At 71.7% G+C, this 14,570-nt stretch carries 13 protein-coding genes; 6 read left to right on the plus strand and 7 right to left on the minus strand.

Annotated features, from left to right (window positions below):
* Window position 1: 1 nt before the first annotated feature.
* Window positions 2–754 (minus strand): alpha/beta fold hydrolase, encoded by a 753-nt coding sequence (locus ACZ53K_RS38160; protein ID WP_468846444.1) that lies wholly within the window; start codon window positions 752–754, stop codon window positions 2–4.
* 192 nt (window positions 755–946) lie between these two features.
* Between ACZ53K_RS38160 and ACZ53K_RS38165 the strand changes: the two genes are divergently transcribed.
* The 5 genes from ACZ53K_RS38165 to ACZ53K_RS38185 all read left to right on the plus strand — a co-directional run bounded on the left by ACZ53K_RS38165 (window position 947) and on the right by ACZ53K_RS38185 (window position 5,784).
* On the plus strand, window positions 947–1,846 hold the full coding sequence (locus ACZ53K_RS38165) for a helix-turn-helix domain-containing protein (protein WP_468846373.1): 900 nt from the start codon (window positions 947–949) through the stop codon (window positions 1,844–1,846).
* 127 nt (window positions 1,847–1,973) lie between these two features.
* On the plus strand, window positions 1,974–2,471 hold the full coding sequence (locus tag ACZ53K_RS38170; RefSeq protein WP_468846447.1) for a SigE family RNA polymerase sigma factor: 498 nt from the start codon (window positions 1,974–1,976) through the stop codon (window positions 2,469–2,471).
* Window positions 2,464–2,883 (plus strand): hypothetical protein, encoded by a 420-nt coding sequence (locus ACZ53K_RS38175; protein WP_468846376.1) that lies wholly within the window; start codon window positions 2,464–2,466, stop codon window positions 2,881–2,883. Before ACZ53K_RS38170 ends, ACZ53K_RS38175 begins: the two co-directional genes overlap by 8 nt.
* 271 nt (window positions 2,884–3,154) lie before the next feature.
* Window positions 3,155–4,225 (plus strand): mannosyltransferase family protein, encoded by a 1,071-nt coding sequence (locus tag ACZ53K_RS38180; protein WP_468846378.1) that lies wholly within the window; start codon window positions 3,155–3,157, stop codon window positions 4,223–4,225.
* A gap of 164 nt (window positions 4,226–4,389) precedes the next feature.
* Window positions 4,390–5,784, plus strand: a complete 1,395-nt coding sequence (locus tag ACZ53K_RS38185; RefSeq protein ID WP_468846380.1) for an amidohydrolase family protein — start codon at window positions 4,390–4,392, stop codon at window positions 5,782–5,784.
* 88 nt (window positions 5,785–5,872) lie between these two features.
* Here the strand turns inward: ACZ53K_RS38185 and ACZ53K_RS38190 are convergent, their stop codons facing one another.
* Entirely contained in the window at window positions 5,873–6,622 is a 750-nt protein-coding gene (locus tag ACZ53K_RS38190; protein WP_468846383.1) for an SDR family oxidoreductase, read from the minus strand.
* A 190-nt stretch (window positions 6,623–6,812) separates the two neighbouring features.
* Between ACZ53K_RS38190 and ACZ53K_RS38195 the strand changes: the two genes are divergently transcribed.
* Window positions 6,813–7,613, plus strand: coding sequence for a helix-turn-helix transcriptional regulator (locus ACZ53K_RS38195; protein WP_468846385.1), 801 nt, complete (start codon window positions 6,813–6,815; stop codon window positions 7,611–7,613).
* Between the two features lie 39 nt (window positions 7,614–7,652).
* Here ACZ53K_RS38195 and ACZ53K_RS38200 read toward each other — a convergent pair whose 3' ends face one another.
* The 5 genes from ACZ53K_RS38200 to ACZ53K_RS38220 form a co-directional block, all read right to left on the minus strand.
* The gene (locus ACZ53K_RS38200; RefSeq protein ID WP_468846450.1) at window positions 7,653–8,312 is read right to left on the minus strand and encodes a response regulator; all 660 of its coding nucleotides are present in this window, start codon (window positions 8,310–8,312) and stop codon (window positions 7,653–7,655) included.
* Complete coding sequence (locus tag ACZ53K_RS38205; RefSeq protein WP_468846387.1) at window positions 8,207–9,580, minus strand: sensor histidine kinase; 1,374 nt, start codon at window positions 9,578–9,580, stop codon at window positions 8,207–8,209. The genes ACZ53K_RS38200 and ACZ53K_RS38205 overlap by 106 nt, the downstream gene beginning before the upstream one ends.
* Window positions 9,581–9,663: 83 nt before the next feature.
* Window positions 9,664–12,315 carry an ABC transporter permease gene (locus ACZ53K_RS38210; RefSeq protein WP_468846390.1) on the minus strand — a complete coding sequence of 884 codons (2,652 nt, stop codon included), beginning with the start codon at window positions 12,313–12,315 and terminating at the stop codon, window positions 9,664–9,666.
* A gap of 2 nt (window positions 12,316–12,317) precedes the next feature.
* Window positions 12,318–13,064, minus strand: a complete 747-nt coding sequence (locus ACZ53K_RS38215; RefSeq protein WP_468846393.1) for an ABC transporter ATP-binding protein — start codon at window positions 13,062–13,064, stop codon at window positions 12,318–12,320.
* 226 nt (window positions 13,065–13,290) lie between these two features.
* Window positions 13,291–14,532 (minus strand): cytochrome P450, encoded by a 1,242-nt coding sequence (locus ACZ53K_RS38220; protein ID WP_468846395.1) that lies wholly within the window; start codon window positions 14,530–14,532, stop codon window positions 13,291–13,293.
* Window positions 14,533–14,570 lie beyond the last annotated feature (38 nt).

Here is a 14,570-nt window from a genome sequence, read left to right on the forward strand (position 1 = left end):
GTCAGCCGCGAACAGTCGCGAGGAAGTCCTGCAGGGCTGCCGCAACGGCGCCCGGGGCTTCCACGGGCAGCAGGTGGCCGACGTCAGGGACGGTCGTCAAGGTTGCGTGCGGAATGTGGGGCAGGAGGTGGTCTCGCAGGACCTGCGGCGGCTCCACCACGTCGTTCTCCGCGGCCAGCACGACCACCGGCACCTCGATGTCCCGTGCCGCGCGCGTGATGTCCTGCGCGATCCCGCGCAGGGGCCATTCGCGCCGGGCCTCGGCACCGCTGGCGAGGCTGTCCCGTATCGCGGTGGCCCGTACCGTCCGGGGCAGCGGTGTGGCGGTCAGGACGTGGTCGAGGGCGTGCCGCACCGTCTCGGGTGAGTCGTAGGCGTGTGACAGGCCCTGCCGGTACTCCTCGGTCACCGTGGCGGGCGGCTGCGGCGGCGCGGGCGCGACGAGCACCAGGCCGGCCAGTCCGGCGGGCCTGCAGGCCGCGAGGAGCTGGCTGACCTTGCCGCCCATCGAATGGCCGACGAGGACGAACGGTCCGGGTACGCCGGCCTCGACCACCCGGGCCAGATCGTCGGCGAGCCGGTCGAGGTGGCAGGGGCCGGGCAGCGCCTGGGAGGTGCCCCAGCCGCGCTGGTCGAAGCGGACCGTCGCCTGCCCGGGCGGCAAGTGGCCGATCACTCCGTTCCAGGTGTCGGCGGAGCCGCCCCAGTAGTGGACGAAGACCAGCGTCGGCCCGAGGTGCCCCCCTGCTCGCATGTCGAGCGATCCGCCCGGCACGGCAAGGCTGGTTGTTGTTTCCGTCACGTTCGCGCCTTTCTGTCGGCTGCGGAAAGCGGCTGCCGTCGCTCTTCCGAAGCTGCTAACCGGTAACCTGACCTGCTCGTCAGGCTCAGCTCCGACAGTAGGAGCGGAAGCGTTCACCCCATGGTGGAAAGGAACACGTTCGTTGTGGAAAGCGGACACGATGCCGTACGGCAACTGCGCTACCTGCCTGCCGTCGGTGCGGCGTACGGGGTGGAGGTCCTCGATTTCGCCAAGCTGCGTGCGATGGACGTCCACCGCCGTCGCACCCAGCCGCAACGCCCCGACTTCCACGTGTTCGCTCTGGTCGCCGCCGGAACCGGCGCCCACGAAGCGGACTTCCACGGCTACCGGCTGCGGAGCGGCAGCGCCGTGTGGATACGGCCGGGCATGGTGCACCGCTGGAGCGACATCGACACCTGCGACGGCCCCCTGATCCTGTTCCGGCCCGGATTCCTCCCCGACTCCCCCGGCTTCACGGTGTCGGAGGTCACCACGCCGACGTGCTGGCACCTTGACCAGCAGCGCCTGTCACTCGCCCTGCTCGCCGCCGAACATCTCGGCCGCGAGCACAGCGCCGTAGCGCACACACCGCGCCTGGCCTCGCCCGCGCTGCTCTCGCACCTGCTGGCGGCTCTGATGCTGCGCGCCCTTCCCGACACCCCGGCTCCGGCCGACGCGAGACGGTCCGGCAGTCGGCACACCGATGTGTTCCGCACCTACCGGGCCACCGTCGAAGAGCACTTCACCGACTGGCACCACGTGGCCGATTACGCCCAGGCACTCGGCTACGACGTACGCACCCTCACCCGGGCGACGCGGGCCGCCACCGGCACCAGCGCCAAGACCTTTCTCGACCAGCGCATCCTGCTCGAAGCCAAGAGGCTGCTCGCCCACACCGACCTGCCGGTCAGCAGCTGCGCCCGACGCCTCGGCTTCCGGGACGCGGGCAACTTCACCACGTTCTTCAAGCGCCAGGCCGACATGCCTCCCGCCGGCTGGCGCGCCGCCTACAGCGCCGTCAGCGCGCCCAGGCCTGACACCTAGAGCCCGCGACACGCTGCGCAGGCTCACCTCGTGGCGAGCGTCACAGCGTTTTCTCGTCTTGCGTGTCGACCGAACGTCGCCCGCGGGGCGTATGGCAGATGAAGCGAGAGAGATCCGGGAGTGGCTGTTGACCGTCGAGGAGTTCGAAGAGTTCTACGCCCAGACGGTCGCGCGGCTCACAGGACAGTTGTACGTGATGCTCGGCGACCTGCATGAGGCGCAGGACGTGGTGCAGGAGGCGTTCGTCAGGGGGTGGAACCGGCGTCGGCAGCTCGACCGGAACGGGCAGCCGGAGGCGTGGATCCGCACGGTCGCCTGGCGGCTGGCGGTCAGCCGGTGGCGACGCCTGCGCCGCAGCGCCGACGCATGGAAGCGCAGCGGTGCCCCACCCCATGTCGAGGGGCCGGAGCCGGCGCAGATCGCGCTGGTCGAAGCGCTGCGTGAGCTGCCGGTCCAACAGCGCCGCACGCTCACCCTGCACTACCTGTGCGACCTGTCCGTCGAACAGATCACGGGCGAGACGGGGCTGTCGGCCAGCACCGTCAAGACCCACCTGAGCCGTGGCCGCAAGGCACTCGCTGTCCGTCTGCACGACCCGCGCATCGAGGAGGCGCCCGGTGTCTGAACCTCAGGACCCGATGCGGTCCCTGTTCCAGCAAGCGGCCGATGCCGGGCGGGACGCCACCGTGGCCGCGCCGGTCGCCGAGATCGCCTCGCGCGGGCGGCGGGCGCGCCGGCGACGTGTCACCGCGCTGGTGGCGGTGGCGTGCCTGGTCTTCGGTGGCGGTGCCGCCACCACTGCCGCTCTGCTCTCCCGTACACCGGCCCCTGTGGGCCCGGCCGGCAAGCCGTCCCCCAACAGGCCGGCTCCGGACCGGCTGCCGTCCCCCTTGTCCACCGCGCCGGGCTCCTCCTCCACTCCCTCTCCCGACTCCGCCTCCTCCCCTCCGGAGTCCTCCGCCCCTCCCCCTCCGGAGTCCACGGTGAACACCTCTCGCCCGGACGCCACGCAAGGTACGGCCACCGAACCGCCCTGAGCCGGCCGGATTCCGTGACCCGGCGGACCGCCACCGGGTGGTCAGGCCTGCCCATCCACGCCCTCAAGGAGCCCTTTTGCCCCCCTCACCCACCGATGCGCGCGAGCACTCCCCCGCCCGCATCCCGGAAACGCCCCGGCATCTTCCACAGCGCCCGAGATCCCCCGCCCGGACCGGCCGCGCGCGATGGGGACTGCGCGGCCGTGCGACCTGGCGCCCCAGCCCCGCGGACCGGGATGTCCTGTGGCTGTATCTGTCGACGCGAATAGGGATGTGGCTGACGGCTTACTGCGCCCGGTGGCTGTTCCCCTCCGACCCCGCCACCCAGGACCCCGGCCCGTCCCTCGCGCCGTTCCAGCACTGGGACTGGGACCACTTCCTGCACATCGCCCAGCAGGGCTACTTCCCCGGGCAGGCCGGGCCGTGGACGCCCGACTGGGACAACCGGGAAGCCTTCTTCCCCGGCTTCCCCCTCGTGCTGCGGGCGGCCCACGTCCTCATACCGGACTGGGCGCTGGCCGGGCTGTCGGTCTCCCTCGTCTCCGGAGCCGTCGCCGTACTGGCCCTGGCCCGGATCACCCGGCACTACCTGTACGACGCCTCGGCGGGCCGCCGCACCGTCCTGTTCTTCCTGCTCTCCCCGTGCGCCGTTTTCCTGGCCGTCGGCTACACCGAGGCCCTTTTCCTGGCCCTGGCACTGCCCGCCTGGCTCGCGGCCCAACGTCACAAGTGGCCCCTGGCCATGACACTGACCGCCGCGGCCACCGCCGTACGCGTCAGCGGACTCTTCCTGGCAGCGGCTCTGGCCACCCACTTCCTGCTCACCCTCCGCAGCACCCGCAACCTGCGCCCGTTGCCCTGGCTGGCCCTGCCCGCACTGCCCCTCGCCCTCTACAGCTGGTATCTCCAGGCCCACACCGGCGACTGGATGGCCTGGAAACATGCCCAAGAGCGGGGCTGGTACCGCACCTTCCACACGCCCTGGGAAGCCTGGATCAACACCTGGAACAACGCCTTCGACCACGCCCAGAGCACCGGTTACGCCCTCATGTTCCAGGCCGAACTGGCTGCCATGGTCGTCGGTGTGGCGCTGCTCGTCGTACTGGCGCGCAAACGCCGCTGGCCCGAGACCGTTTACGTCGCCCTCAGCCTGTGTGCCCTGGGAACTTCGTACTGGTACGTCTCCATCCCTCGCGCCGCCCTCCTGTGGTGGCCTCTGTGGGTCATCCTGGCCGCCTGGAGCCTGCGCAGTCCCCGGTTCAAGACGGCGTACCTCTGCATGGCCGCGCCCTTGAGCACCGTGTTCGCCCTGACGTTCCTCACGGGACGGTGGACGGGGTGACCGACGGCTCGCACCTCGGCCCCCCAGCGGGGCCGGCCGGGTGTGGGACACCTGGGGAAACGGCGGTCTGGCTGCCGTAGCGAGAGCGATCGAGGCTGGAGGCCGAGCGGGCCCGGCAACCCGGGCACGCATCGCCCCCACTCGACGCGCGGAAGGCACCTCCCGTGAAAGCCAACGACACCACCAGCGCCGCCGTTCTCGAACAGCTCCGGCGTCGCCCCGCCCGCCGGCGGCGCATCCTGTTCACCGGAGCGACCCTCGTCACCATGGCCCCCGGCCTGGGCGTCATCGACCGCGGCGACCTCCTTGTCGACGGCGACACGATCACCGCCGTGGGGCCCGGCCTCAGCGCCGACGACGCCGTGACCGTCGACGCCGTCGGCACGATCCTCACCCCCGGCTTCGTCGACACCCACCGGCACGCCTGGCAGGCCCAACTGCGCAGGATCATGCCGGACGTCGACGACCTCGGCGGCTACGTCACGGCCACCCTCGCCGGCCACGCCCTGGTGTACCGGCCCGAGGACATGTACATCGGCACCAGGCTGGCCGCCCTGACCTCGATCGACAGCGGCATGACGACCCTGCTCGACTTCTCCCACAACTCCCGCACCCGGGAGCATTCCGACGCCGCCGTCGAAGCCCTCCGCGACACCGGCATTCGCGGCGTGCACGCCTCCATGGGCCCGCACTTCGGTGCCTGGGACCGGCAGTGGCCCGGCGACCTGGCCCGTCTCAAGGACCGGTACTTCAGCAGCGACGACCAGCTGCTGACCCTGCGCCTGGCGGCGCTGGCCACCGACGAGATCGCCGGACCGGCACTCGCCTACGGGCCGGACCTCGCCCGTGTGGCGGCCGACCTGGACATCGGGGTGAGCCTGGACGCCGTCTTCGGCGCTTCCTCCTCCGAGGCGGTTCTGCGCTGGGCCGGGGACGGCGTCCTCGGCCCCGACGTCACCCTCATTCACGCCACCGGCCTGACCGGCGAGGCGTGGAAGGCCATGGGAGACACCGGCACCACCGTGGCACTCGCTCCCACCTCCGACGCGCAGATCGGTCTGGAGACCGCGGTCCCCGCGGTCGACGAGGCCCTGTCCGTCGGTATTCGCCCCGGTCTGAGCATCGATGTCGAAGTGGCCCTGGCCAGCGACATGTTCACGCAGATGCGTGCATTGCACGCCATTCAGCGGATGCGCGCGGCCAACGCCGCCCACGGCACCGGCCGGCAGCCGTCCTCCCGCATCACCACCCACGACGTCCTGGATTTCGCCACCCTCCAGGGCGCCCGCACCAACGGCCTGGCCGCTGTCACCGGCTCACTCACCCCGGGACGGAAGGCCGACCTGCTGGTCATCCAGGCCGAGGCCCTCAACACCATGCCGCTCAACGATCCGATCGGCACCGTCGTGCTGGGCTCCGACGCCCGCAACATCAGCGCAGTCCTCGTGAACGGCGAGCCCCGCAAGTGGAACGGCCACGTCCTCGACGTCGACCTGCCGGCCCTGCGCCGGGAGGTCCACGCCTCACGCGAGTACGTGCTGAATGCCTCGGCTGCCTGAGTAGCGCCCTCCCCGTCGACCTGGGATACGTCCGAAACGGAGTCTGAGCGGGCAGTGGAGTCGAGGAGAGCGGCGGGCCGCTCCGCCGTCATCGCTGCGCGGTGGGCCGAACCACGATCTCGTTCACGTCGACCTGTTCCGGCTGGGTGACGGCGTACACGATGGCATCCGCGATCGTCGCTGGGTCGAGGGCCATGGCGTCGCGGCGGGCCAGCAGCGCGGCGCGGGCGTCGGGGTCGGCGACCGCGTTGACGAAGTCGGTGTGGACGAAGCCCGGGGAGACGATGGTGACGCGCAGATCGTCGACCTCCTGCCGCAGTCCTTCGCAGACGGTGCGTACGGCTGTCTTCGTCGCGGAGTAGACCGCCTGTCCGGGGACGGTGCGGTACGCGGCGGTGGACGCCACCGTGACGAAGTGCCCGGCCCCCTGACGGCGGAAGATCGGCAGCGCGGCGGCGATGCCGTGCAGCACACCGCGCAGATTGACGTCGATCATGTCGTCCCATGCGTCGACGCACAGGTCCTCCAGCGGGGAGATCGGCCCGATGCCGGCGTTGTTGACCAGCACGTCGAGCCGGCCGAACTCGGTGACCGCCGCGTCGAGGAGACGGACGAGGTCCGCACGCCGACGTACGTCGGCCGGCACGCCGACGGCGCGGCCACCGCTTTCCCCGATCTCAGCGGCGAGTTGCCCGACGCGATCGGCGCGCCGGGCACCGAGGACGACCGTCGCCCCGCGCTGCGCCAGGGCGAGCGCGGTGGCCCGGCCTATTCCGCTGCTGGCGCCGGTGATGGCGATGACCTTGTCGAGGGTTTGGGTCGTGTCCGTGTGTGTCATGGGTGTGGTTTTCCTCGGTTTCGGTTGTCTCGTCGGCCGCGGGCCGGTCCTGCGGGAGTCCGGCGTCGGGAGAGCCCGGCGCCCGTCGGTGCCGGAAAGCGAGCGGAGTCGCCTGCCCGAGGAAAGTCTGCGATAGCTTCAGCCTGGTATACAGAGCCTGTTTATTCTGGAACCGGAAGTGCCATTCACCATGCAGCAACGGCAGGACCAACGCGACGAGCTGGGAGCTTTCCTCCGCAGCCGCAGAGAGCGAATCACCCCCGACCAGGTGGGGCTGCCGGTCACCGGCCGTCGCCGGACGCCGGGGCTGCGCCGGGAGGAACTCGCGCTGCTCGCCGGGATCAGCGCCACCTGGTACACCTACCTTGAGCAGGGCCGGGACATCCGCACCTCGGACCAAGTGCTCGGCGCGCTCGCCTCGGTGCTGCGGCTCGATCCGCACGAGCGCGATCACCTCTTCCGGCTCGCCGGTCGGACTCCCGGGCCCAGGCCCGTAGCACCTGAACCGCTCGCCCCCGAAGTGGCGGCCGTGCCGCTGCTGCTCCAGCCGCAGCCGGCCTACATCATCGGCAGCGACTACGACGTGCTCAGCCACAACCAGGCGGCCGCCGAACTGTTCCCGAACCTCACCGCGGCCGCGGGCCGGCCGGCGAACTTCGTCCGCTGGATGTTCCTCGACCCGGCGGCGCGGGACCACGTGGTCGACTGGGAGACGGAAGCCCGCGGCCTGCTCGCCCGGTTGCGGACACTGGCCGGGCGCAGTCCGGGCGATCCCCGGTACCCGCGGCTGATCGACGAACTGAAGGCGGGCAGCTCGTACGTGCGTGCCTGGTGGCCGCGGTACGACGTGCAAGTCCAGCGCGGCGGACGAAAACGGCTGCGGCGCCGGGGAGGCGAGGTGGTCGAGTATGTCTACACCGCGTTCCACCTGGCCGAACGGCCGGACTTGACGCTGGTGATCTATACGGAAGGCGGGGCGCGGACGGGCTGAGGTCCGCGCATGCCTCAGCCCGTGATGCGGGCCCGGGAGTCACTCGTCCCGCAGGTGTGCCAGGACCGCGAGCACCCGGCGGTTGCCGTCGTCGGGCGAGAGTCCCAGCTTGGCGAAGATGTTGCCGATGTGCTTGGCCACCGCCCCGTCGCTGATGTGCAGAGCGTCCCGCACCATCGCGTTGGAACAGCCCTGCGCCATCAGTCCCAGCACCTCTTGTTCGCGGGCGGACAGCAGTTGGTTCCGGTGGCGCCGGTCGTGTTCCCTCAGCATGTGCTGGACCACTTGGGGGTCGATCACCATGGCTCCGGCCGCGACGCGCTCGACGGCCTGGGCGAATTCACTGACGTCACCGATGCGGTCCTTGAGCAGGTAGCCCAGCCCGGCCCGGCTCTGGCGAAGGGGCGCCCTGCCGGGGGTGAAGAGCTCCTTGGCGTACGCGTTGGCGACGTACTGGGAGAGCACCAGGACCGGCAGATCCGGGTCGTTCTTGCGCAGCTGTGTCGTGGCGCGCAGTCCGTCGTCACCGTGCCCCGGGGGCATCCGTACGTCGGTGACGACGATGTCCGGCGAGCAGTCCCGTACCGCCGTGATCAAAGAGTCGGCGTCCCCGACCGCGCGGACGACCTGGTGGCCGAACTTGTGCAGCAGCTCGACGATCCCTTCGCGGACGAGAGCCGAGTCCTCGGCGAGGACGATACGGAGTGACTGTTCCGGCACGGAATCTCCAGGCTGAGGGCGGTGGGACCGCCGGCGGGGCTGTTCAGCACCAGTCTTCCATCGACCACCGCGACCCGGTCGGCCAAGCCCTGGAGTCCGCCGCCCTCGCGCAGTGCGGCGCCTCCGACGCCGTCGTCGGCGACCGTGACGGACAGCCGGTCGTTCGTCAGCCGGCCGTGCACCGTGGCGGACGCGGCACCGCTGTGCTTGACGACGTTGGTGAGCGCCTCGCTGATGAAGAAGTAGGCGGTGGCCTCGATCTGCGGGGGCAGGCGCCCGGCCAGCTCCACGTCGACGGCCACCGGTACCCGGCAGCGCACCGCGACCTCGGACACCGCGGCGGCGATGCCGTGGTCGGTGAGTACCTGTGGGTGGATGCCGCGGACCAGGTCGCGCAGTTCGTCCAGTGCCTGCTTCGCCTCGCGCCGGGCCCGGGACACGAGTTCGCCGCCCTTGCCGGCTGCCGGGCCCGCGGCGCCGAGTTCCATCTCGGCCAGGCCCAGGGCCATCACCAGGGCCACCAGGTGCTGCTGTGCGCCGTCGTGCAGATCCCGCTCGATACGGCGCCGCTCGGCCTGGAAGGCGTCGGCCATCCGGGCTCGCGAGCGGGTCAGTTCCACGACCCGGTCGGTCCGCTCGGCCTCATGGGGGACCAGCATCAGCCGGACGAACCAGGCTTGCGCGGCAGCCGCCGCGCCCAGGACGTACGCGGCCACCGGCAGCGCGGCGATCCCGAGGCCGGTGAACAGCAGCGCCTCCGGCTGTGCCGAGGTGACGGCGGCCTGGACCGGGAAGACGATCACCACGGTCACCAGCCCGGCCATGGTCACCAAGACCAGGTCCACGACGGAGAGCAGCACCGCGAACACCATGGCGAAGCCGAACTCCCGCCACGTCACGCTCTCCTGCAGCCGGGTGTGCAGCCACGGCCACAGCCCCGGCCGGGTGACGGCGCGGTGCGGGGTGGCCGGCAGGTCCGCGTACGGGCCTTCCAGCAACCGCAGCCGGCGCCGCTCCAGCGCGGCCAGCGGGATACCGAGGAGGACGGAGCCCGTCAGTACGACCAGCCCGATCCCCACCACCGACAGCAGCAGTCCGCACACCACCACGCCTCCCAGCACGAGCAGGGAGAGCAGCCCGAGAACGCCGGAGGAGGCGAGGTAGGCGAACGATCTCCAGGGCGTGGCGGAGGTGAGGTAGCTGACCGGGTTCCGGGTGACGGCCCGCCAGGTGGGAGAGGAGGTCATTCGGCTTACAGTAAGGCTCTGCCGGGATGACTCCGTCATGGACGGTGGGCCCGCGTGCGCGTGGCATCGAGGGGGTGGCGGGCTCATCCCACCCCCGTCAGTAGCGGTTTCCGTGTGCCGGCTGCCTCGTCCTCCTCGGAGCATTCATCGGAGTCGGCGGAGCGTAGCCGGAGCAGGGTGGGTATGAGCGTGGCGAGCATGGCGACGGCCAGGCAGCCGGCCAGTATCGCGCCCATCTCCCGCCACGGCACGGGGAATTCGGCGTCTTCGCCGGACTCGGAGAGCGCGCGGCTCATGCCGAACAGCGTCACCCCGTTCGCGAGGATGCCCAGTGCTCCGCCGACGGCGACCACGATCAGCGTCTCCCAGACGACGGTGCGCAGCACCTGTCCGCGGGTCGCGCCGATCGTACGCATCAGCGTGATGCCCTCGGCCCGCTCCCCGGCCGCCATGACCAGGGTGTTGGCGATGGCTATACCGGTGTAGAGCATCGCCGCGCCCAGCAGCACCAGGGCCAGGATGCGGCCCTCTTCCCGCGTGGCGGAGGCGCGCTGTGCCAGCCAGTGGTCCCGGTCGTGCGCCGCCGCGCCGTACGAGTGCGCGGTCTTCTGGGCGGCGGCCGTCGCGGCGGCGTTGTCCGCGCCCCGCTCCAGTGACAGGTAGACCGTGTTCGCCATCGTGTCGGGGGTGTGCCGCGCCAGCGCGTCCCGTGGGAACAGCACCGGAGGCAGCCCCGCCGACGAGCTGAGCACCGCGGCGACCTTCACCCGTACCTTCGTGGCGTCGGCGAGGTGGACCTCGGCCTCTTCGCCCACGCGCCAGCCCAGCTGTGCGGCCACCGGTTTCGTCACTGCCACGGTGTCGCCGCGCAGGTCGCCCAGCGATCCCTTGGCCACGTTCAGCCCAAGGACTCCGGGCAGGGTCGTCGGGTCCACCGCGCCGATGCCGCTGGACATGACGTAGCTGGAGCCGACGAGGAAGCCGCTGGTCTCGGCGACCGGCGAGGCGACCCGTACACCGGGAACGGAGGACAGCTCGCGCAGCGCGGCAGCGGGCAGGCCCACGCCGCCGCCGGAAGAGACCACCACGTCGGCCGTCAGGTGCTTGCGGGCATCGGCGATGGTGGTCGCCGCGCTCGCGTTCATGACGCCGATGACGGAGCCGGCGACGGCCACCGTGACGAGGACGGGGGCGGCGGCCGAGGCGGTTCTGCGCACCGCGGCGCGGGCGTTGTCACCGGCCAGCGAGCCGGTGACGCGGGTGACCGCGGCCAGGGGGAAGGCCGCCTGCCGTACCAGCGGCGGAACGAGCAGCGGCGAGAAGGCCACCATCGTCACGACCAGGACCTCGGTCAGCACCAGCGAGATCACCACGGCTCCGTCACTGCCGGCCTGGGGCAGCATGATCAGGAGCAGCACCGATACGCCCAGGAACAGCGAGCCGGTGATCCAGCGGCCCTTCGTCATCACGCGGCTCTCCAGCACGGAGTCCCGCACGGCCTCGGACGGACGGACCTCGGCGGCCCGGCGGGAGGCGGCGAACGCGCCGAGCAGCGCCACGCCGAGCCCGACGAAGAAGCTGATCAGCAGGACCGGCGGGGACACGGGGACGTCGAAGTCCTCGGGTGCCATGCCGACGGCGGACAGCACCGAGGCGAGCCCCTGGCCGCCCACGGTCCCGATGCCGCAGCCCACGGCCGAGGCGACGACGCCCAGCACCGCCGACTCCGCCATGATCATGCGGCGTATCCGGGGCGGGGAGGCACCCACCGTGCGCAGCAGGGCCAGTTCCCTGCGCCGCTGAGCGACGGCGAAGGCGAAGGTGCCCGACACCACGAAGACCGATACGAAGCCCGCGATCACCGCCATGACGGCGAGCAGGGTGGCGATGTCCGCGAGTGCCGCGGCGCGCGGGGCGGCGGCCGGGTCACCTCCCTTGGCGGCGCCGGTCACGGCCTTGAGGGTCGTGTCCGGAAGCGCGGAGCGGATCCGGTCGGCAAGGGCCGTGGCCGAGACGCCGGGCTCGGCAAGTACGGCCACCGCGTCGGCGCGGTCCGGGTCGGCCGACAGTCGCTGTGCGGTGGCGTCGGCGAAGAAGACAGTGGCCTCGCCGGGCACCCCGCCCTTGCCAGGCACTCCCACTCCTCCCCCGCCGGGAGGCGCCGCGACGCCGGCGACGGTCATCTCCCGCCGCCCCTGCGGGGTCACCACGCGGACCTTGTCGCCGACGGTGACCCCGGCCCGTTCGGCCGGCTCGGCAGCGAGCACCACCTGGTCGTCGCCGACGGGCGCGTGGCCCTGAGTGAGGCGGAAAGGAGTGAGCCGGGCGCTGGACCAGCCGTGACCCACCGGGCGGCCGGACGGGTCACCGGCCTCGCCGGCCACCACCTGGGCGGGCAGCGAACGGTCGATGACGGCCTGCCGTACGCCGGGCACCGCGCGGACCGCGTCGGCGGTCCGCCGCGCGTCCTTGAGGCGATGCGGGGCGGTGGCGGTCTGACGCTGGTCGTACGCACCGTCCCCGGTGCCGAAGCCGACGGTGAAGGACTGGTCCGCCCGCACCACGACGGCCGCGGCGTCGTAACGCCCGGGACCGCCGGGCTTCGAGGCGCCCCGGGTGGCGTCGAGAACCTGACCGGTACTGGCGGTCAGTGCGACGCCGAGCGCCAGCGCGACGAAGGCCCCGACGAAGAGAGCCCATCTGGCGCGCAGGGTGGACAGAGCTATGGACACCATGGTCAGCCGCCCAGCCGCGCCATGTGCTCGCTCACCACGGCCACTGTCGGGGCCATCAGTTCGCCGTGCACCGAGCCGTCGGAGAGGAAGAGCACCCGGTCCGCCCAGGAGGCGGCGACCGGGTCATGGGTGACCATGACCACCGTCTGTCCCGCGCGGTCCACCACGGACCGCAGCAGGCCCAGCACCTCGCGGCTGGTGTTGGTGTCCAGGGCGCCGGTCGGCTCGTCGGCGAACAGTACGTCGGGCCGGCTGATCAGCGCGCGGGCGATGGCAACCCGTTGCTGCTGGCCGCCGGACAGCTCCGCGGGCCGGTGGCCGCCCCGGTCGGCCAGGCCCACCTGCCGGAGTACGGCGTCCACCTGGGCGCGGCTCGGGCGCTGCCCGGCCAGCCGCATCGGCAGTGCCACGTTCTTGCGCGCGTCCAGCGACGGCATGAGGTTGAAGGACTGGAAGACGAAGCCGATCCGCTCCCGGCGCAGCCTGGTCAGCTCCCTCTCGGTCAGTGCGCTGATGTCGGTGCCGCCGACGAACACCCGGCCCGAGGTGGGACGGTCCAGGCCCGCCGCGCACTGGAGCAGGGTGCTCTTGCCCGAGCCCGAGGGCCCCATCACCGCGGTGAAGGACCCGCGGCCGAAAGCGCAGTGAACCCCTCGCAGGGCGGGGACCTTTCTGTTGCCGCGGCCGTACAGCTTGGCCACCGCGTCGAGTGTCACGGCCTGCTCGACGCCGACTCCGGTGACGGGCACGTCTCCTCCTCGCCCTTGGGGCTCCAGCTCCGGTCTTTCCTGGCGCGCCGTGCACGGTCATGTCCACGGCGTGCCGACCAGTCAAGCCGGGTGGGGCGGGGGCGCACACTGGCGCCACATCCCGTCTTCCGGGTGGAGAAAACTCCACCCGCTCATTCACTGGCACGGGCCCTGTGGTCAGGCCGGCCATGCCGGCCGCACACCGCATCCACAGGGCCCGCGCAGCTCACCAGGTCACCGGGACCTCGGCCGGCATGATGGCCATCCGGTTCGGGTGCCAGGGGACCTCGGCCGGTGGTACGGCCAGGCGGATGTCCGGCAGACGGTCGAGGAGGACGCGGAAGGCGGTCTCGGACTGGCGGCGGACCAGGTGGGCGCCGGGGCAGTGGTGGCGGCCGTAGCCGAAGCGCAGGTGGGGGTTGGGGGTTCGGGTGGGGGTGAAGGACTTGGGGTCCGTGAAGGCGGTGGAGTCGAAGTTGACGGCGTCCAGGGAGAGCAGAATCATTTCGCCCTCCTTCACCTGGGCCGGCCCCAGGTCCGCGTCCCGGGTGACGAAGCGGGGGATCGCGTTGCCCAGGACGACGCTGCAGCGCAGCAGCTCTTCCACGCACTGCGGCATCGTCTCGGGCCGGGTGCGCACCTCGCGCATGACCTCGGGGTGCTGGAGCAGGTTGAAGGCCGCGACGCCCAGGAAGCTCGCGAAATCCTCGTAGCCGCTGACGAACAGGACGGCCAGGATGTTCGACAGTTGCCGGCCCGTCAGTGTCCGGCGTGTGTCCTGGTGGGTGGTGTTGAGGTCGGCCAGGCGGTCCGCGAGGCCGCGCGGCTCGCCGGGGCGGCGGCCGGCCATGTGCGCGTCCATGTACGCGCGGATCTCCTCCCAGTTGCGGGCGAGTTCCTCGGGGGCCGGGGTGACCATGGTCAGGTCCAGGTCGGCCCGTACGGCGAGCCAGTCGTGGTCCGCGAAGGGCAGTCCGAGGAGCCGGCACATGCACTGGGCGGCGACCCACTCGGCGAAGTGGCGCTGGAGGTCGCCGGGGCTGCCTTCGCGGACCATGGCGTCCAGGCCCTCGGCGGTGCGGTCAGCGACCCAGTCGGCGGGCAGTTCGGGCTGGTCACGGCCGAGGGACCGGAGGACTTCGTCGCGCAGTCCGGCCTGGTGGAGGTGGTTCATGACGTCGAGCAGCTCGGGCGCCAGGATCGGGGTGTCCTGGGCGGGGCTGTCCGCCTCGGCCAGCGCGGAGCGGGCGAACGAGCGGTCGCGCAGGATGTCGCGGGCCAGCTCGTAGCCGGTCACCAGCCAGGCCTGTCCTCCGGAGTTGGTGCTGACCCGGGACACCGGGCAGCGGCCGCGCAGCTCGTCGAGCTCGGGCGCGAGCCGGTCACCCTTGGTGCTGAAGGGGTAGTGCGGCAGCGGCTCGTCGTGCGGGGCGGGTCCGGGCGCGGGCGCTTGGGGTGGTGTGGTCACGTGGTGCGGGCCTCTCTGGAGGTTGATGGTGGAAGCGG

This window comes from Streptomyces sp. NPDC033221, assembly GCF_055577005.1.